The organism is Pseudovibrio sp. Tun.PSC04-5.I4 (assembly GCF_900104145.1).
GTDB lineage: Bacteria > Pseudomonadota > Alphaproteobacteria > Rhizobiales > Stappiaceae > Pseudovibrio.
Genome location: NZ_FNLB01000007.1, coordinates 114,213 through 132,225 on the forward strand (window position 1 = coordinate 114,213; position 18,013 = coordinate 132,225).

Annotated in this window: 17 protein-coding genes and 1 pseudogene; 8 read left to right on the forward strand and 10 right to left on the reverse strand. The window is 49.7% G+C overall.

Annotated features, from left to right (window positions below; genetic code table 11):
* Window positions 1-56: 56 nt before the first annotated feature.
* Window positions 57-803: a hypothetical protein gene (locus tag BLS62_RS27210; RefSeq protein WP_143521619.1), complete on the reverse strand. Its 747-nt coding sequence runs from the start codon at window positions 801-803 to the stop codon at window positions 57-59.
* A 551-nt stretch (window positions 804-1,354) separates the two neighbouring features.
* Between BLS62_RS27210 and BLS62_RS27215 the strand changes: the two genes are divergently transcribed.
* A complete protein-coding gene (locus BLS62_RS27215; protein ID WP_093177232.1) occupies window positions 1,355-1,897 on the forward strand; it encodes a recombinase family protein in 543 nt (180 codons plus the stop codon).
* Complete coding sequence (locus BLS62_RS27220) at window positions 1,894-2,298, forward strand: hypothetical protein (protein ID WP_093189937.1); 405 nt, start codon at window positions 1,894-1,896, stop codon at window positions 2,296-2,298. Before BLS62_RS27215 ends, BLS62_RS27220 begins: the two co-directional genes overlap by 4 nt.
* 29 nt (window positions 2,299-2,327) lie before the next feature.
* On the opposite strand, the gene istB is transcribed toward BLS62_RS27220, so the two are convergent.
* Together istB and istA are read right to left on the reverse strand one after the other, a co-directional pair.
* Window positions 2,328-3,155 carry an IS21-like element helper ATPase IstB gene (istB, locus tag BLS62_RS27225; protein ID WP_093175407.1) on the reverse strand — a complete coding sequence of 276 codons (828 nt, stop codon included), beginning with the start codon at window positions 3,153-3,155 and terminating at the stop codon, window positions 2,328-2,330.
* Window positions 3,152-4,405: an IS21 family transposase gene (gene istA, locus BLS62_RS27230; protein WP_093176876.1), complete on the reverse strand. Its 1,254-nt coding sequence runs from the start codon at window positions 4,403-4,405 to the stop codon at window positions 3,152-3,154. Before istA ends, istB begins: the two co-directional genes overlap by 4 nt.
* A gap of 393 nt (window positions 4,406-4,798) precedes the next feature.
* On the opposite strand from istA, the gene BLS62_RS27235 reads away from it, so the two are divergent.
* The gene (locus BLS62_RS27235) at window positions 4,799-5,011 is read left to right on the forward strand and encodes a hypothetical protein (RefSeq protein ID WP_093189939.1); all 213 of its coding nucleotides are present in this window, start codon (window positions 4,799-4,801) and stop codon (window positions 5,009-5,011) included.
* A gap of 170 nt (window positions 5,012-5,181) precedes the next feature.
* Here the strand turns inward: BLS62_RS27235 and BLS62_RS27240 are convergent, their stop codons facing one another.
* A complete protein-coding gene (locus BLS62_RS27240; protein WP_093189942.1) occupies window positions 5,182-6,165 on the reverse strand; it encodes a sulfotransferase family protein in 984 nt (327 codons plus the stop codon).
* Window positions 6,166-6,441: 276 nt separating this feature from the next.
* On the opposite strand from BLS62_RS27240, the gene BLS62_RS27245 reads away from it, so the two are divergent.
* Window positions 6,442-6,870 (forward strand): helix-turn-helix domain-containing protein, encoded by a 429-nt coding sequence (locus tag BLS62_RS27245; protein ID WP_093189945.1) that lies wholly within the window; start codon window positions 6,442-6,444, stop codon window positions 6,868-6,870.
* Between the two features lie 389 nt (window positions 6,871-7,259).
* Entirely contained in the window at window positions 7,260-8,060 is an 801-nt protein-coding gene (locus tag BLS62_RS27250) for a DNA adenine methylase (protein ID WP_093189948.1), read from the forward strand.
* Between the two features lie 503 nt (window positions 8,061-8,563).
* Here BLS62_RS27250 and BLS62_RS27255 read toward each other — a convergent pair.
* The 4 genes from BLS62_RS27255 to BLS62_RS27275 form a co-directional block, all read right to left on the reverse strand.
* Window positions 8,564-9,781 carry a type II toxin-antitoxin system HipA family toxin gene (locus BLS62_RS27255; RefSeq protein WP_093189951.1) on the reverse strand — a complete coding sequence of 406 codons (1,218 nt, stop codon included), beginning with the start codon at window positions 9,779-9,781 and terminating at the stop codon, window positions 8,564-8,566.
* Window positions 9,774-10,076, reverse strand: a complete 303-nt coding sequence (locus tag BLS62_RS27260) for a helix-turn-helix transcriptional regulator (RefSeq protein WP_093189954.1) — start codon at window positions 10,074-10,076, stop codon at window positions 9,774-9,776. Before BLS62_RS27260 ends, BLS62_RS27255 begins: the two co-directional genes overlap by 8 nt.
* Window positions 10,077-10,460: 384 nt before the next feature.
* Window positions 10,461-10,754: a helix-turn-helix domain-containing protein gene (locus tag BLS62_RS27270; protein ID WP_093177776.1), complete on the reverse strand. Its 294-nt coding sequence runs from the start codon at window positions 10,752-10,754 to the stop codon at window positions 10,461-10,463.
* Entirely contained in the window at window positions 10,751-10,999 is a 249-nt protein-coding gene (locus BLS62_RS27275) for a type II toxin-antitoxin system RelE/ParE family toxin (protein ID WP_200798471.1), read from the reverse strand. Before BLS62_RS27275 ends, BLS62_RS27270 begins: the two co-directional genes overlap by 4 nt.
* 577 nt (window positions 11,000-11,576) lie before the next feature.
* Here BLS62_RS27275 and BLS62_RS27280 point away from each other — a divergent pair.
* Window positions 11,577-14,852: a DEAD/DEAH box helicase gene (locus tag BLS62_RS27280; RefSeq protein ID WP_159436589.1), complete on the forward strand. Its 3,276-nt coding sequence runs from the start codon at window positions 11,577-11,579 to the stop codon at window positions 14,850-14,852.
* Between the two features lie 519 nt (window positions 14,853-15,371).
* On the opposite strand, the gene BLS62_RS27285 is transcribed toward BLS62_RS27280, so the two are convergent.
* Window positions 15,372-15,950, reverse strand: coding sequence for a recombinase family protein (locus BLS62_RS27285; protein ID WP_093189962.1), 579 nt, complete (start codon window positions 15,948-15,950; stop codon window positions 15,372-15,374).
* Window positions 15,951-16,605: 655 nt separating this feature from the next.
* On the opposite strand from BLS62_RS27285, the gene BLS62_RS27290 reads away from it, so the two are divergent.
* Both BLS62_RS27290 and BLS62_RS27295 read left to right on the forward strand, forming a co-directional pair.
* Complete coding sequence (locus BLS62_RS27290; protein ID WP_093189965.1) at window positions 16,606-16,788, forward strand: type II toxin-antitoxin system HicA family toxin; 183 nt, start codon at window positions 16,606-16,608, stop codon at window positions 16,786-16,788.
* Window positions 16,789-16,807: 19 nt separating this feature from the next.
* Complete coding sequence (locus BLS62_RS27295; RefSeq protein ID WP_093189968.1) at window positions 16,808-17,221, forward strand: type II toxin-antitoxin system HicB family antitoxin; 414 nt, start codon at window positions 16,808-16,810, stop codon at window positions 17,219-17,221.
* Window positions 17,222-17,445: 224 nt separating this feature from the next.
* Here BLS62_RS27295 and BLS62_RS30860 read toward each other — a convergent pair.
* Window positions 17,446-18,012, reverse strand: a pseudogene (locus BLS62_RS30860) (IS66 family transposase); the annotation flags it as partial.
* Between the last annotated feature and the right edge of the window lies 1 nt (window position 18,013).

An 18,013-nucleotide genomic window follows, 5' to 3' on the forward strand; every position in this document is an offset into this window, starting at 1 on the left:
ACTAAAATCTCTACGCGTGAGGATGCCATGTAATTGGCATCCTCCTTGCAAAACCATTAGACGACAAAGTTAATGCTGTACTCACCATAAAAGGTGCTCTCATCCTTCCATTGTTGTTGGGCATTGGCATAGGACGGCATATCTTCCAAGCGTGAGTGCATATCTTTATTATAGGCTTCAAAGAGCTCTTCATAGGCGACTAACAAAAGATTGACAGTAGGGTTATCAGATTTCAAGTCGTCATCTATTCGACCTGTTTGCATCTTGTAACTTGTCATCGCTGTGGCTCGCGCCTTCGCCCACTCAAAGGACGCTTTTTCTTCTGGGCTAGCTTCGTTATCTAGGAAATTGATAGCATCTCGATATGATTGGGCATGAGGTTTCAAGCTTGGAGCTTCTCCGTACATCGCTTTTCGCACCTGATCGTCCATCGCGGAATCAGCTGCACTCATTTCCTCTGTGGTGAACTGTCCACCTTCATTGCTAACTATTGCAAAGAGAGTTCTGCGGTCAAAATCAAGAGCATCAAACGTTTCTCGTCTGAATGTACCCGTGATGTTGCGGTATTGACTGGAAGTGACACCAGTTTCTTTATAGCGGGCATCCAAAGCAGAGCGAGCATCGGATGCTACTTCTGAAATCGCTTTTGACTTTGGAATATCAGTTGCTTTTTTTGTAGGGGAGGCAACCTCAGGTGCTGGTTTGGTCTTTTCTGCTTGTGTACTGGTAGCCTCTTTTGGTGATTTATTCATGGTTTTTGAAAAACTATAAACGCTACTAAATGAGCTTGAAATGACGGACATAATATATCCCCTTGCGTGATGTGTGAAAGTTGCATAAATTATAACATGCACTCTATGTAGTATTGAAATGATAAGTTAGGGAAATTAAATGAAATTTACTAATGATGAAATTGTTTTTACTACAATTAATGTTTGAATACTAAATATTTGTTAAATTTTAATAGATTGATAAACATCCGACTGCAAGTTAATATTTCTCTAATTCTAGTAAAATTACATTGAGGTCTCAAATATAAGCTTAGAGGTTTGAAAATTCAAAACTGGGCTTACTATTAGCTCAAATGGCTCGCTAAATGTTGAATGTATCTAATATATCGAAACGCGGATTCAACTCGCCAGTGCAACTTTACCCAAGGTAGGCCCAGTGGGCACGAAGTTGCATATTTGGCCATCTTGAAGATCAGATGGAGAACGAATTGCACGGTATTTAGAGTATACCCAAATTCACACTTTCAGTGAACACAGAGTGAGCCCGGTATCTTGTTCATTTTGGGTTAAATTTGTGTTAGTGAACAGAAATGGCTCATGGCACACCCAAAATGAACAAATTTATGTCTCGCATCGGTTACGCTCGCACCTCTACCACCGATCAGAATCTGGAAGCGCAAGTTCTTGCATTGGAAGCAGCTGGGTGTCATCTGATCCGCTCGGAACAGAAGAGCGGGGCTTCTCTCAAGGAGCGTATTGAGTTGCAGACAATCCTGGACTTTATCCATCCGAGCGAAACTCTGGTGGTCACCCGCATTGATCGGCTTGCCCGGTCTATGCATGACCTGCAAGTTATTGCACGGCGCTTGCAAGACAAGGGTGCTCATTTGTTTGCGACTGAGCAGCCTATCGACACCTCAACGGCTGCCGGCAAAGCTTTCTTCGATATGCTCGGTGTCTTTGCAGAGTTCGAAACCAATCTGCGCCGCGAGCGACAAGCAGAAGGCATTGCGGCGGCAAAGACAAGAGGTGCTTACAAAGGCCGCCCGCCACAGATTGATACAAAGAAGATTGAAGTGCGGCTTGCTGCTGGCCAGAGCCCAACGGAGATTGCCCGAGAGCTCGGCGTCTCTCGAGGAACAGTTTACAAGGTAAAGAACCGATGACCAGCCAACGTGAAAAACATGTGCGCATCACACCCCGCCTGAGCGAAACCCTTGAGAAGGAAATGCTGAAAGCCTGTCGTAAAATTGCGGAAACTCATGGGCTGGAAGTTGAGCAAGGTGGGAAGCGTCTCAAATCCAGAGGCGATGCTTTTGAAATGGTGCTGCGGGTAAAGGTTCCGGTGGCAGAGGGCCAGGATGAGGATTTAGACAAAGAACTCTTTGAACTTCTGTGTTCGCGATATGGCTTAAAGAAGGAAAACTACGGCGAGATATTTAGTGATGGGGAAGAGCGTTTCCGCATTGCTGGCCTGGATACTAGGCGTCCCAAATACCCGATCTCAGCGATGTCAATGCTGAGTCAAATTTCCCCACATGTGCTGGACGGAAAGTCCTCAGTTTGAGTATTTGGTGACCAGCCTTGTCTGTGGGTCTAACTCTCCTTTTTGGGTGGCCTGCCGCGTCGTTTTGGTGGTGGAGGTGGGGCTATTGAAGCGTTAGCCCGTACGTGCTCTGGCATGAGGTCCGCATGGCTGCGCAACCGATAACTAGCACCTTCGATCTGGATGACGACGGCATGATGCAAAAGCCGATCGAGAAGGGCTGTGGCAATAACGCGATCACCAAAGATCTCACCCCATTCCGCAAAGCCACGGTTTGAGGTGAGGATCATGGATCCCTTTTCATATTTGGCATTGACGAGCTGGAAGAACAAGTTTGCTCCCCCATTGGTAATTGGCAGATAACCGATTTCATCGACGATTAGCAGTGAAGTTCGTGCAAAGAAGCGTAGTTTCTCAGTCAACCGCCCTTCTTTTTCAGCTTTTGCCAAGGCTTCGATGAGGTGAGCTAAAGCAATGCGATACACCCGTTTACCCGCTTTAACGGCTGCAACCCCAAGAGCAGTTGCCAGATGGCTCTTTCCTGTACCAGGTGGACCGAGAAAGTGTACCACTTCATTGCGAGTGATGAACTCCAGTTCGGCTAGAGCCATGATGCGATCCCTGTCCAGCGAGGGCTGGAAGGTAAAGTCGAAGCTTTCCAGTGTTTTTATCGGAGTAAGCCGCGCTGTCGTCAGGGCGACGCCGATACGGCGGCCCTCGCGTGTTGAATATTCTTCATTGAGCAGAGAATCCAGGGCCTCCAGTGCCGTGAGTTCCCCTTGTTCCAATTGGCTCAGCGTGTGGTCGAGCACCTCTAAAGCCCGCGGCATTTTTAAGCCTACCAGTGAAGACTGAATGCGTTTACTGAGCGAACTCATGGCTTACCTCCAGTACTGGCAAGTCGTTGGCCTACCGCTTCATAGAACTCCAGTGGGCGTTGGTTTACACCGCTGTGTTTGGTTGGCTCCGCAGCCAGACGACGGCGCTGTGTTGCCCGTGGAGGAGCCTTGCGATGGCATGGATCAACCCGGCGCTGGTTCTTTCCCTCCATGACCGGATGGGTGGCGATGAGCTGACCGTTTTCATAGATGCGCACCTCTTGCGGGTGATGCTGGACTTCGACCATCCGTTTCTTAACGGTGTCCGGCACTGAATAAAGATTACCTCCAACGGAGACCATGCCATCACGCGTGACCCGCCGCTCCACCAGTAAAACAGCATCATAAGGGTGCGCTGGCAAAGGGATCAGAGCGGGCTGTTCCTCTCCAAAGACCTCGCCCACCACACGGTTGGTGGTGGCATGAACACGGACATTGGCAATTTCCTTGCACCAGCGTGTGAACTGGGCATTAAGATCGTCCAGATCGCGGAACGTACGACCAAGGAAAAAATCCTGCCGGATGTAACGAAATGGCCGCTCCACCTTGCCCTTGGTTTTGGCCCGGTAGGGCTGGCAGGCATCCGGCTGAGCGCCATAATGGTCCAGAAGAGCGACAAGAGCAGGATTAAAAAGAACAGTGCCATCTGGCTCCTCTCCCAGAACGGCTGTCTTCATGCGATCATACAGGACTTCCAGTGTCGCTCCGCCGAAGACCTCAAAGGCCGCGATATGACAACGCAGGACTGTCTCTAGTTTTTGATTGGCACAATAGCGCCCCCACAAAAACCGTGAATTACTCAGCACCATTGAAAACAAAAAGACTTTTCGCACCACATCTGGTTCACTGGTGAACTCCACCTGAAACTCAGCAAAATCTACCTGTGCCTGCTGGCCTGGTGCTGTCTCAAAGCGCCGTTCAAATGCATGCGGAGGAGCTGGACGGATCAGGCGAAGATATTCCGTTACAGTGGAGTAACCGCCCTTAAACCCCAGTGTCTTCAGCTCACGAAGCAAGCGCCGGGCAGATAGACCGGGAAACCGCTCCAGTCGCTCAAGTAAATAGCCTTTGTATTCCTCCAGTACACGCCCGTCACGCTGGCGGGGGCCGTAGACAGGAGCTTCAAGGCCTTGGTGTAAGTATTTGCTGACCGTCTTTCTATCCAGCCCGGCTTTGCGCGCTATGGCACTTACAGACAGTCCCTGCTGCTTCAAATTATGGATCATTACGATCTTCCCTAGATTGACCACTCCTCCACACCCCTTCTTTCCAACAGGAACGTAGAGGAGAGTTTGGCCAACTTTTGTTTGAAGGGGCATGCCCCTTCAAACAAAAGTCAAAGCTGAAAAAGTGGGGAATTTTCAACCAGCGCTTTTGGGGAGAATACATCCAGCACTGACAAGCGAAACGGATCTCTGATGGGCGACTATTTAAGTTCTCGCCCGAACAGGTTCGCGTGCTGCTTCAATCAATCGCTAAAGTTCGCTGATTGTTCCTCAAGATGGCCAAATATGCAGCTATGTGCCCATAGGGCCTACTCGTGAAGTTTCTTCGAGGGTGGCTGCGCGACAAGCATCATGACAGGCTCGTGCGTGATGCTGCTCTCAAAGAAAACACCCTCCGAATGCAAAAGGTTAATACCAATGCTCAGATTAAAGTTCGCGACCGCAGCTTGTCTGATACTCGTCGGCGGTTGCGCGAGCAGGCACGGGCTTGATCCGTGTACGCTTCCAATCAGTTGGAAGCCAGAAGATGCTGATGTGATTTCAGAGCGGTTGGCACGCTCGCTTGATTGGGTAGTGGAAGTTCGAGATCTGGCAAAGTGTCCAAATCCACCAGAAGATCCAAATTCCTAAGCGGGGTTAAAATGCAGAAATCAGAGGCTGGAACTACCTTCACATTTATTGCTGCTTGGATCGCACAGAATTGGACCAATTACTTGGAGCCAGTTATGAGCGCTGTTTTAGTTATTTTGACTGTAGTTGCTGCGTTTTACATGGCCTGGAATAGGATTCTGGACAACCGGCTAAAGAGAAAACAGCTTCGAGAAAGTGACGCCAACTCTTGTATTGATTAAAGCACGCCACTGTGAGCCTAAACGCTGTATTGGCAGCTTGGCTGGCCATGCAGGATTGCTGTGAAAGAGCTCTGTCTTACCAAGCTTATGAGCGAGAGACTGATTACTCTCTCGAAAGTTGTTCTTGATGAATTCTTTTAAGTCATCTGAAAATAGGCTTTCTTCAGTGTGGAGATAGTGATGCAGCTGCTTATCTTTTCTGAGTTTTGTAATTATTTCTTTTCGAGTTTCGATATCCTCTACACAACGGTTGATCGCTAGTATCGCATTTGTTGTTTGTGCGGAGAAGCTTTCGTTGGCGGCCTTGCTATTAACCTCTCGGGCTTTGCGCAACAAGTTGTGACGAGAACCATCAGCTGGTTCTCGGTTCTCGCAAAGATGAAAGATCTGAGAACAAAAATGTTCTATGAGGCCAGTAACTTTTGCGTCCTCATAAATTACTGGGTGAATATTGTTTTTTCCAAGCGCTGCACACCAGTCTTCGTATTTTCTATCATAGTTGTAATGTTCAATATTATCGCGAATAAATTTTTCGGGAAAATCAATCGACGCGCCACCCTTTACCTTCTGCTTATAATGAGATTCCATCATCTCCACTTGGTTGCGAATGTAGAAAATAATCTTTGCGCGAGATAAGCTAGGGTAGACCTCGACAAGATTCTCAGGATGGACTTGCCAAAGAAATTCAGAGCAGATGAGTAAATCATTGGTTGTTGAGATTATGCGTTGAAAATCTGCGCGTATCTTACTGAAGTGTGGGTCAGACATTGATTTTAAAGTTAATGACCCCCGAAAATCAACATGCCCTCCTTGGGTTAAGCCAATATCTGGATAGCAAACGCCGGACTCTTCTAGCAATTTTTTGTTTTTATACAAGAAGCTCTGGATAGACGTCGAACCTGTTTTTGGTGCTCCGATATGCAAAATTGCCATGCATCTAACTCCATTAAAGATCGGCCATCTAATTCGGCACAATGAAAATATATTATAGCATTCTTGGGTGTGATTGAATCTATGGATGTTTGCGGGGCTCTGCTCAGTTGAAGTAGGAAGGTTCGTGAGGTGGAATTTCTCCCTTTCTGGAAGTTATTCCATTGAATCCAGTCCTCACGACATGCTTCTCAGTCCGTCAAAACCCAGCGCGGCAGATCTGGACAGAGCCGAAAAGATTGGGCAAGATATGTATAGATATTAAGTGAGATGTAAACGTTGAACTATTTGTCAGAAACAAAATCAATTATTCTGGCCCGATACAAGGCTGGCATGTCGCTGCTTCGGATCAGTGAAATTTATGGTGGCTCGCAAAAAGATATCGCGGCGGTGGTTGCACTTATGCAGCAGTCCGCCACAAGACCGCCGACTGGCAATATGATCACGCCTGCATCTGACATCGCCGAGCGATCACTTGCTCTGGCAGGAACGCAGGAAGATAGAGAAACGTCTCTAGCGCGGCTGGGAGGGTGTCCCCCGAAACTGTGTAGCGATCAGAAAGTCCTCGTGTTGGAACTCGTTGAAAATGGCCAGTCAGTCCGCGCCATTGCAAGGAAATTCAACGTTCATATTGCAACAATCTACCGTTGTATCAATGAAAAAGAGACCGTATATGGGGATGTTGATAGTGGGGATGTCCCTTTATAGGTGCTGTATCCCATGACGGGGACATTTTCCCTTGGGCATCTGCAACAGTGGCCTTGCAAGGTATCAGGACAAGATCACTCTCAATTGTGATCGATGGGACTGCTGGAAGTAGCTACAGACTGACCAATCGTATTAGAACGTCCGAGGGCCGAACTTATGACCAATCAGTCATTTTAAATTGCTACGATTGTTAGAGACGTTTAGGTACTTTTATATCTCTCTGCTGCAGGGAGATAGGCGTGTTAGCTCCACGTCCATCCACGGTCTGTCTGGTTAATCAGTCCGTGAGAGCTTGCAGTTCAGCAAAACGGCTCCTCCCTAATTGACATTATACACCCGTTGTAAATTATGGTTGGGAAATTTGCCAAAGCCTGAAAGCTATCCTCAAAATGAATTTGTTTGGAGAAGTCGCTCCGGTTAAAGCTGAACCGGTGGCACCGTATCTTGGTGGCAAAAGCCAGCTTGCTGGCCGTATCGTTGGCCAGATCAATCAAGTCTCTCACCTGAGTTATGTGGATGTGTTCTGCGGGATGGGTGGGGTGTTTTTTAAGCGAAGCTCTGTGGCTAAATGCGAAGTCATTAATGACATCAACAGTGAGCTTGTCACCTTCTTTCGTGTCTTGCGATCCCACAAGCCTGAGTTTTTGCGAAGCTTGGAATATATGTTTGCATCCCGTGAGGAGTTTGAAGCCTTACACAATGCAGATCTTGACCACCTGACGGATATTCAAAGGGCGGTTCGGTTTTACTATCTGCAACGCCTCGCCTTCGGGGGGAAGGCCACGGGGCAGTCTTTCGGGACTGCGGTCGAGCGTCCGTCCCGCTTCAATGTCAAGCGTGTGCTCAACAATATCGAGCTGGTATCTGACAGACTGTCTGCTGTGACGATTGAGAACCTCGACTGGCGAGCCTGCCTTGAGCGCTATGATGCGAGTGCAACTCTGTTTTATCTGGATCCGCCTTACTGGGGCGGGGAAAAGGATTATGGCAAAGGGGTATTTGAACGCTCAGACTTTGCAGAGATGGCAGAACAGCTTTCCAAGATCGCAGGTCGGTTTATCCTCTCGCTCAATAATACAGATGAGACGCGAAAGACCTTTGAGGACTTCCGGCAGGATGAGGTTAACCTGAACTATTCCATCGCGAAGGGGACAGGCAGGCGCGTCAGTGAACTGATTATCTCAAATTGAATTCGGAGTAAGGCAGCGGTCTGCCATTTGGATTTTGCATAGGCGCTCGCAATTGTTGATTGCGGGCGTCAAGTCGTTTGCAGCTTCTTTTGTGTGTTGCTTAGGACTTATCTCCATACACAATCTAATGGTTGCCAATTTCAAGGGAAATCGGATGAATGCATCTTGGGTCTATCCCCGCAAAGGGACAGAATGCGACATGGGTTTAGCTTGTTTGTCCAAAAACATTAATATTGATAAGATTCGACAATAGAAATTGAGATTAACCCACTGTATTTTCTAAATATATTTAGGTTTAAGCATGTACAAAAGTAGACGTACAAAAATAAAAAAATGAATTACTTTTGTACATTCGCAAAAATCAGGCCCAAATACTCTGTATTTTCAAAGCACCATATCCCGTTATGGACACGTACAATAACGGTGGTTAAAAGACACCTTACTGACAATAAAGATAAATTGCTTAGCGTACGCCTACGAGCAAAACTTGTTCTGGTCCCTGATTACCAGACCAAATCCGTTTCCTCATGCTCGAAAGCTGACACCATCTCCTTGATTTCCCGCTCCGGTGCGCCCAAAGCATGGGCGACTTCCTTCCAAGTCTTCGTGGCCTTGGCCACTTCCGAAATGATGTGATCGGCATCTTTAGCCTCGAGGAGGTAATTCTCGTGCTGAGAGCGGTGCAGTTCGATGCTAGCATCCGGATTGTCGTCGTTCACGAAGCTCTTGAGCACGCGCGGTTGGTTCGGGATCGGGTTGATGTCGTACGCAGGTGAGAGGTGCCAGCCGCCCTTCCCGCGAAGAAATCCGTGATTGCGCATGTGGTCATCGAGGTTCGTCACGAGGATGGAAAAGGCGACCCGCCTGTAGAGTTCCTCGCGATCCATGTCCGGGGCTACGCTTTCCGAGGTGATCACGTCTGCTAGGTCTAGGTAGCTGTAGCTTTCCCCGTCCCGCCCGTTAAGCATGGCCATCGCCGAGATGAACGGGATCCTGCCCTCTTCGTTCCGATCAAACCGGTGGGACAAAAAGACAGGTTTGTCGTCAGCCATTTCGAGGGTGTGATCCGCAACCGTAATCCCGGCTCGCCGGGCTATCACCATCGTTATAGCTTCCCAACGCTCGACGCAGTAGTTGTCCGTTTCCTTCGGGAATTTCGCTACAGAAAGGCGTCCGTGCTGATCCAAGATGCTGGCCTTCGGCCGTGCACCGCCCAGAGAGCTTCCTGGAACAAAGAGCATTTTGAGGTCTTCGGCGGTCTCTTCCCCACGAAGAACACGCTGAGAGGCTTGGAGCAGATCCCCGAGACTGAGCAACGCAGGCACACCTATCCCTTCGTGCGCTTGGAACTCGTCATCAACCTTGTACCGTAGCGCGCCCAATCGGGTCTCGTCGTTTACGCCCAACAGATAGTCGGTTTCTTGCAGCGTCCTCGGACGTCGTTCCTCGGCTTCGGCCATCCGCCCCTCATAGCGCCGCATGACGGTTCGACCCCATGTGTCTGGGGAGGAGTCCCCGAGCGGTGCGAGCATGTCCTGCCCTGCTTGTGGCACGAACTGCCCCGGACCCAGCGGCATGTCCGGGGACAAGTCAAAAGCATTTTCGTAAGCGAGCCAGCCCTCATGATAAGTGAAGGACACCCGCTCCCTGCCCCGCCCCGCTGTCCGGTGTAGCGTGCCGACTCGGTGCAAACCCTTCCAATCGATCCAAACCTCAACCATTCTTCAACCTCGCCCGCTGGGGAAGCCCATCGAGAGACATCTGATCACCAACTAGGTCGTCGAGTTGCCCCCACCCTTTCAGGAGACCAAGCGCCTGTAACACTGCCGCATAGGTGCCTATCTTGACCGCAGGATCCCCGTCCTCGACCTTGGCCACGGTCTGCCGGGTTGTTCCGGCGCGCTGCGCGATGATCTCGGCCGTCAGCTTTCGACGCAGGCGCGCGACACGAATGTTCTCCCCGAGGGTCATGAGCTCTTTGCGCGCTGCCCGGGGGGTTTTGACTGCAGTAGCCATAATGTTACCTCTAAAGAACGTAAGTCATCATAATGTTATCTTGGAATAACCTTATGGTCAATTCGTCACCTTTGGCGGTATCGAATCTGGCCCCATTGGCGTCATTGCAAGGTCTGTGCGCAGAAAACGCTAAGGGCGAACATTTAGTAAACCTTTTCATCTTCATAAGTTTACGCCCACCTTCTCGCATTGCTGAGGTGGCGTTCATTAGAACGCTCTGCTGCGCCAGAATCCCAGACATAATCACCCGTGAGGCTGATATGAACCCAACCCAAGGGTGATACGTGTTTCAGAAGGTTTGGATCTGGCAGATGGCTCTGTCCGTGTATCATCTCCAACTCACTTACAGCGCGTCAGGAGTAACAGCTATTCTATCTAAGACAGCTACTTATCCGTAAGAAGATCCTGAACAACCGTAGGCTTACGAGCAATAAGAGCCAATAGGATTTGCGCTGGACCACTTGGATGTCGTCTACCTTGTTCCCAATTTACAAGCGTACCCTTAGCAACCCCAATGCTCTTGGCAAAATCGCTCTGAGAAAGCCCTGTAGACTTTCTTATCCCGCAAACGTCAACGGCCGGAACTTCCACTTGATGCAGCGTAGCGTTAATGTCTTTGCCCTCTGCATAGGCTAAGGCTTCATTCAATCCCTGTGAGACACTGGAAAATGCGCTCATTTTTTATCTCCATACATTGCGCCAATCTTCTTGGATAAATCAACGGCCGCTGCCTGCTCTGTTTTTGTCAGATTACTTTTTTCATTCTTGCCAAAGACAGTTACAAGAAACAACGGCATGTGACTTCCTCCAAATACAAACATCGTCCGGTAATCTCCACTTTTGCCGCCACCCCTACGCGGGATACGAACCTTTCTAAGTCCCCCACCTAACGGGACACCAGACTCAGGATGTGATTGATTAATGCCTCAAGTTCGGTGTTTGACATTATGGCTTTTGCTCGTCGGACAAATTCAGGCAGCTCTACTACAGTTTGAAGACGTGTCATAAGCCCAGATTATGCGCCAATGACCTATATGTCAATGGCGCACTTATTGATAAAAATGGTGGCCGCTATCACTTACTCGCTGCAGAAGAACTGCGCTAAGAGCTATAATCTTTGTGCAACAAAACATGCAAGGAGCTCCTTCATAAGGACGCAGGCCCTTGCTAGCGGAGCATGTTGCTTTTGAAGTGAGTGTATTTTACACGTATCCTCAACAGACCCCAATTTGGAGCTATAACTGAATCTGGTGTATGAGGCTTTTGAGATGGCGACAACAACCTCAGCCTGATAAAAACTGCTTAAGTAAAAGCTCATGCCCCAGAATTGACAGTAACTCCAATTTTAAGATACCCATCCAAGCCTGTTGTTGCCTCGGTTGGTTTTTTCTTTGCGCATGTATAACCTTCGATTTCGCGGGTACAGGATTTTTTGAGGCGAACCCTATGAATTTTCTGAAGCAATTTGACAGCAGGACTCTAGAAAGAGCTCGTTCATATGTGAACAAGGGCTATGTCGGAGAGCTGATTGGTTCGCCACAAAACAATCTTCTTTCGGAGGTGCGCAATGAGTCCGGAGTTGTTTATCGCCAACGCATACAAGCAGCATCCGGGGACACGATAGACGGGGATTGCACCTGTCCTGTGGCATACAACTGCAAACATGTGGCTGCAGCGTTGATCTCCTGGGCGGGGATGAACGGGTCTGTCTTGCGTGATAAACCCCAAATCTCTCACCGGATGCTAACCTGGATAGCGCGTACCAATGAACTGGCCTTGGATGGAGATCAGACAAACGCAAAGTCAGATGAGGAACGACCAGAGGACTATCCGCCGAAAACCAAAGAACGGCTGCTTTATGTTCTGGAGCGTAGCGGGGGTGGGCTCTCAGTTTCAATCTGGAAGGGGCGGGTAAACGCGCAAGGCACCGGGCTGAATGTATCAATGCAGCGCTACAATATCCTGCAAAACTTACGATCATCCATTCCCAAGTTTATTCGGCCTATTGACCTCGTCCTTGTTTCAGAGCTGGCTCAGGCCAAGTTGATTGTTGGCCAGTACAGTTATGGAAGTTATACGGATATCCCCGAAGTGCTGCGCCATTCACCCACTGTTGGTACGGATTTGATTGAGCGGATCTGCAAAACGGAGCGTTGTTTTTCAAATAATGATATCAGCAGCAAACTGGTTTGGTCCGAGGAAAACCGTCCAGTAGATCTAACATGGAACGTTGGGGCATCGGGATCACAGCGCCTAGGTTTTGCTGCGGGCGAAGTTGTGCAGGTCGGGGCTGATATGATCTGGATCGACGCAAATGCTGGTAAGCTAGGATGTTTTGAAGGGCAGGTATCACCCGAAATCGTCCGGTTGGTTGAGCAAAGCCCTGAGCTCAATCCGGATGATCTACCGGTGATCGTCGAGGCGCTCCCCACACATCTTGGAGTATTGCCGTTACCAAAACCAGTTCAAGTTAAACAGGTCACGCGAGCACCTCAAACCCGCGTTGCAAAACTGAAACTTGATGTGGCCAAAACCTGCTCGGCAGGATGGTATCGCAAACCTGTGTCAACTTTGCCAACGCTGACTTTGCTGTTTGATTATGAAGGAATTGACGTTGCTTTTGGCGATTTTGTGTCACCCCAGTTTGTCAGCGGCGATGAGGTAATCACATTAAAACGCGATAACGAATGGGAGGAGAATTGTTATCTACGACTGGTAGATACCGGTGCTATTCCTCCTTTTGAAGGAGATTTTACACCCAGCGACAAGATGCTTGATGCAGATCTGGTATTTCCTGCGGCCCCTTCACACGATGCAATGCGCTTTACCTTCGATATCTTGCCACAACTGCGCTCCGAGGGCTGGCAGATTACAGAAAATTCCAAATGGCCATACCGTTTATCCGCCGCTAAAGCGCAGTTGTCCGTGTCGACCCAAGCCGAGCCCGGTGAGGGGTTTCAGGGGCATGATTGGTTTTCTTTTGGCTTTCAGGTCAAAATAAGCGCAAAAAATCACGACATTGCTCCTATGATCGCCGCGTTTTTGGAGCAGATCGCGGTCAATTACGACCCGCAAGCACTACCGGATCTGGATTCATTCACCAAGGATATGGACCGGCATCCGGTTTATGTTGATCTGGGCAAAGAAGGCTATACGCAGGTGTCACTCGCCCCCATTGCGGGTGTTTTACATTTGTTCTTGCGCCAGGAGGCTGAAAGGCATCGCTTGCATCCAACCGACGCGCCTCTCGTTGCCGCGGTACATGACGCGCTGAATGGAAGCGACGTGTGCTTTGCTGATGAAGCCGGGATTTTGCCGCTCGCCAGAGCGCTTCAGGCTCTCAGTGCTCAGGACGACTATACACCGCCTGAAGGTCTCAAAGCCAAACTCAGACCCTATCAGGCCTTTGGTGCCGATTGGATGGAACGGATCACCGAGGCCGGATTTGGCGGCGTGTTGGCCGATGACATGGGGCTAGGGAAAACACTTCAGACCCTAACCACTTTACAAGCGCGCCAAGGCCGTGGACCGTCACTTTTGGTGGCACCTACAAGCCTGCTGCATAACTGGCAAAATCAGGCTGCACAATTCACACCTGAATTGCGTTTGCTGACACTGCACGGACTGAAGCGACGGGAATTGGCTGGACAAATCCCCGATGCGGACCTCGTGATAACTACCTATCCCCTATTGTCACGTGATCAGGATATCCTGTCTGCGCAAAATTGGGACCTCATCATCGTGGATGAGGCGCAGACGTTAAAAAACCCGGCATCGCAAATGGCCAAAGCCCTGCGTTTAATTCCCGGCTCTGGCCGATTGGCGCTGACCGGCACACCGGTTGAGAACTCTTTGCAAGACCTCTGGACGCTCTTTGACTGGGTGGTCCCGGGGTTGCTGGGCAATCGCAAAACTTTTGTGTCTGTGTTTCGCACGCCGATCGAAAAGCACGCAGATGCCCAGGCACAGGCACGGCTGAATCGGCGGATCCGACCCTTCTTGTTGCGACGCACCAAAGAAGAGGTCGCATCCGAATTACCGCCTCGCACTGAAATCACTCATTATATCGAATTGCCTAAACCACAGCAGGCGCTTTATGAGACCGTACGTGCATCAATGGATGAGAGGGTTCGTGAAGCGGTTCAAGCTCGCGGACTGAACGGGGCACAAATTACCATTCTTGATGCGCTTTTGAAACTGCGCCAGGTCTGCTGCGATCCCGGCTTGGTCAAATCCGAAGCCGCGCGCTCGGTCACCGACAGCGCCAAACGCGCTCGGCTACTGGAACTTCTGATCGAAACTACCGCGGAACATCGACGCGTTCTGGTCTTCTCGCAGTTTACGACCATGCTAGATCTGATCGCCACAGATCTCGACGAATTAGGTATCCCCTATGTCATGTTAACAGGCCAAACCAAAGACCGTGGCGCAGTATTGAATGCATTTCAAAGCGGGACAGTTCCTGTCTTTCTGCTAAGCCTCAAAGCAGGTGGTGTTGGCCTGACGCTGACCGAGGCGGATACGGTGTTCCTATATGACCCTTGGTGGAATCCGGCTGTTGAGCGACAGGCAATGGATCGCGCGCACCGCATCGGACAAGACAAACCCGTTTTTGTGCACCGCCTTGTCGTCAAAGGAACAGTCGAGGAAAAAATTATGGCACTACAAGCGAAAAAACAAGCTCTCGCCGACGCACTTCTATCCAGTCCCGAAATATCCACAAACACCCTGTTTGACGAGCAAACCCTGAAAGACCTCTTCGCCCCGCTTTGTTGAACAGAGAAAAACTCCGTACTGGCAATCGAAAAACTATGCGAGTTCACCCAGACAAAAATACGAGGAAGTACAAATTTTAAAATCCTGCGGGACCCCGCGTACCTTTATGCTGACGGACCCAACATGGAGGCGATCTAACCAGAACCTCCTTAAAAGTTCGCGACAGAGCATAAGCATGGAACGGAAGAAAGAACGCACCCAAAGTCAGAGGGCCATAATGGTTCTAAGTAACCTGTCCGCTAATTAGACTGTAGGTACGTGCGTATTACCATCAAGGCCACGGCCCGCGCGCCGATAAACAGGTCGGATACATAGTAGCGACTTCAAGGTTCCAAGTTAAAACTCTCTTGCAAAATGCAGGCGGTCCATACATATGGCCCACCAAGTCAGCCCATTGATCATCACTTCGAGATTTTCCATATTCGGTCAAAATTCAGTCTCTCAGCATCCAAGCTTGTGGCGTTTTGGTGCTGATGCAAAGATTTTCAGCGTAGACCAATTTTCTTTGCTTCAGAGCTTTCAAGAGACTTTGGTTCTCGCCAATGTGCGGTACACTGTCGGTCGGGAGACGGTAAACATTTCCGCTAGATCGGAAATGGAGTACTCGCCGGTATCGTACATCCGGCGTAGCTCTTTATGTTGCAGCTCCGAGAGTTTGGGTTTCTTGCCGCGCAGTTTACCTAGCGCTCTTGCCCGCTTCATGCCTTCGCGGGTTCGTAGTCTAATGAGGTCGGCTTCAAACTCGGCAAAAGTGGCAAGAATGTTGAAGAACATCTTCCCCATAGGATCAACCGGATCATAAACGCTGGCGCCCAGCTGCAGCTTCACGCCGCGCTCTGTGAGCTGTTCGGCAATCCATCTGGCGTCTGGTACAGATCTGGCAAGCCGATCCAGTTTAGCAACAACCAAAGTGTCCCCCTCGCGCACGGCTGCCAATGCTTGATCGAGCCCCGGTCGGGTGCGGTTGGTGCCGGTTAATCCGTGATCGCTATAAATTCGGCTGGCATCAACGCCAAGATCCGCGAGCGACGATTTTTGGATTTCAAGGTCCTGCTTGTCGGTCGAGCAGCGGGCGTAGCCAATCAAGATGTTTTTCATAGCCAAAATGTACGTTAGTCACCCCTTCACTGCAAATTATTTCGTACTATCTATTTGATAATAACAAATCCGCAGATATCTGCCAAACAGAGCGACGTGAAACAACGGGGCAAAGGCGTACGCATACCGGCCCTCTTACGGACGCTGTCAGGTAAATTCGAACACATCTGAAAAACTAAAAGTAATCGTCACCGGCCGTTCTTGTGATGGTAGATCTGGTGCTTTCGCACGCGTTAAAAAAAGCCGTTGCAGATAGGCACTTTAAACCTGTTCCAGCTGTTCCCCCTGCAAGACATTGGTTTTTGCGGCGCTCAACGATCACATGATCAACCGCCTCCACGAGCTCCTGCCATGGAACTGGAAGTCGGACGCAAAATCACAGCGTCAAGCCCAAATCCTGGCGCCGTGAACGGACGGTTACAAACCAGAAGACGGAAGCCAGGATCAATGTCTCCGTCCTCAACACAATGGCTGCCCTCGGACGTGCGACGTTTGAGCGGATCATCGCGACCTGAGTTAAACGGGTAAGGGCGAGCTGTAAGCTAAAGTTGAGTTCTGCAACAACGCCGATAAAATGTGTAATTTAATACACATCTAAGCTTGACTATATAGAGACATATGTGTAATTTAATACACATATGTTGCGGGGTGATACATGGAAAGAAATTCAAAAAACATCCTCAAGAGTTTGAAAAAAGAAGGCTTTGAGGTTGTTTCAATAAGTGGCTCTCACCACAAGCTGCGGAAAGGATCGAAGACGATCATCCTACCGCACCCAAAGAAGGACCTCCCGATTGGAACTGCCCGACAGATAGCAAAGGCTGCTGGATGGCTTTAACTCGAAGGATGATAGGACGATGATGTATTTTCAGGCACTCATACACAAAGATCAGGACAGTTCTTTCGGTGTTTCCTTCCCTGACGTGGAAGGCTGTTTTTCTGCAGGTGAGACAATGGAAGAGGCCGTGGCTAATGCCAGCGAAGCCCTGCAGCTCTATTTCGAAGATCAGGCTGAGATTCCTGAGCCACGTAAAATGGATGAGCTTGTAAATCTCCCAGAGATTAAAGCTGAGTTGGCGGCTGGGGCTGTGCTTGTGGCCGTGCCCTACATGTGGCTGTCAGGCAAGCAGGTCAGAGTGAATGTTTCACTGGATACGGCTATGCTGTCAGCGATTGACCAAGCGGCGAAGGCTCACGGCCTTAACCGGTCAGCGTATCTGGTAAGCGCAGCACAAGCGGCGATGAACTTCAAACCGGCAGAGAGGCATTAGATTGACCTTGATGGGTTGGATGGACCTTGTTGCACAATTCGAAATTAGCTTGCAGCTTGCCCAATCCCATGCATCTGATCATGCAGAAACCTTCTCGAACGCAGCGCGTCCGAGGGCGGTCATTGTGTTGAGCGGAACGTGTCAACGACTTTGAGACAGTAGCTTTTGGATTTTAAACTTGATTTTCTTTCGTTGTCTTTGGTGGATTGATCGTAAGCGTCCGCTCAGGGCGCCACGATTTTCTCTTGACGTTTCGATTTTGAGAGCGACGCCCAGTTCCAGGGGAGGAGCTCGTGCAAGCGATTGATCTTGTGATCGTTGATGCGCTCGAGGATGTCTGTGAGGTACTCTTGCGGGTTGAGGCCATTGAACTTGGCGGTCTCAATCAGTGTCATGGCATCGGCGAGCGTTTCACCACCTGCCATGGATCCAGCGAACATCCAGTTTTTCCTGCCCATCACCACTGGCTTGATGGCGCGCTCAGCGGCATTGTTGTCAATGGCGACCCGACCGTCCTCGAGAAACAGGGTGAAGGCGTGCCAGCGTGACAATCCATATCGGATCGCTTTGGCCAGGTTTGATTTTCCGGAGATCCGGGCAAGCTGCGTTTTGCACCAGGCTTTGAAGTGTTCTGCTATGGGCTTACTATATTTCTGCCTTACCTCTCGGCGCAGATCCGGCGGTTTACCATTAATCTGGCGTTCAACGTCGTAAAGCTTGCCAATTTCATGGAGGGCATGCTGTGCCAGTTCCGACTTGGTGGAAGTGAAAATGTCATAGAAGTCGCGCCGC

Coding starts and splice junctions, on each gene's coding strand:
- BLS62_RS27210 (WP_143521619.1), bottom strand. CDS start 803: ATGTCCGTCATTTCAAGCTCATTTAGTAGCGTTTATAGTTTTTCAAAA.
- BLS62_RS27215 (WP_093177232.1), top strand. CDS start 1,355: ATGTCTCGCATCGGTTACGCTCGCACCTCTACCACCGATCAGAATCTG.
- BLS62_RS27220 (WP_093189937.1), top strand. CDS start 1,894: ATGACCAGCCAACGTGAAAAACATGTGCGCATCACACCCCGCCTGAGC.
- istB (WP_093175407.1), bottom strand. CDS start 3,155: ATGAGTTCGCTCAGTAAACGCATTCAGTCTTCACTGGTAGGCTTAAAA.
- BLS62_RS27235 (WP_093189939.1), top strand. CDS start 4,799: ATGCTCAGATTAAAGTTCGCGACCGCAGCTTGTCTGATACTCGTCGGC.
- BLS62_RS27240 (WP_093189942.1), bottom strand. CDS start 6,165: ATGGCAATTTTGCATATCGGAGCACCAAAAACAGGTTCGACGTCTATC.
- BLS62_RS27250 (WP_093189948.1), top strand. CDS start 7,260: ATGAATTTGTTTGGAGAAGTCGCTCCGGTTAAAGCTGAACCGGTGGCA.
- BLS62_RS27255 (WP_093189951.1), bottom strand. CDS start 9,781: ATGGTTGAGGTTTGGATCGATTGGAAGGGTTTGCACCGAGTCGGCACG.
- BLS62_RS27260 (WP_093189954.1), bottom strand. CDS start 10,076: ATGGCTACTGCAGTCAAAACCCCCCGGGCAGCGCGCAAAGAGCTCATG.
- BLS62_RS27270 (WP_093177776.1), bottom strand. CDS start 10,754: ATGAGCGCATTTTCCAGTGTCTCACAGGGATTGAATGAAGCCTTAGCC.
- BLS62_RS27285 (WP_093189962.1), bottom strand. CDS start 15,950: ATGAAAAACATCTTGATTGGCTACGCCCGCTGCTCGACCGACAAGCAG.
- BLS62_RS27290 (WP_093189965.1), top strand. CDS start 16,606: ATGGAAAGAAATTCAAAAAACATCCTCAAGAGTTTGAAAAAAGAAGGC.
- BLS62_RS27295 (WP_093189968.1), top strand. CDS start 16,808: ATGATGTATTTTCAGGCACTCATACACAAAGATCAGGACAGTTCTTTC.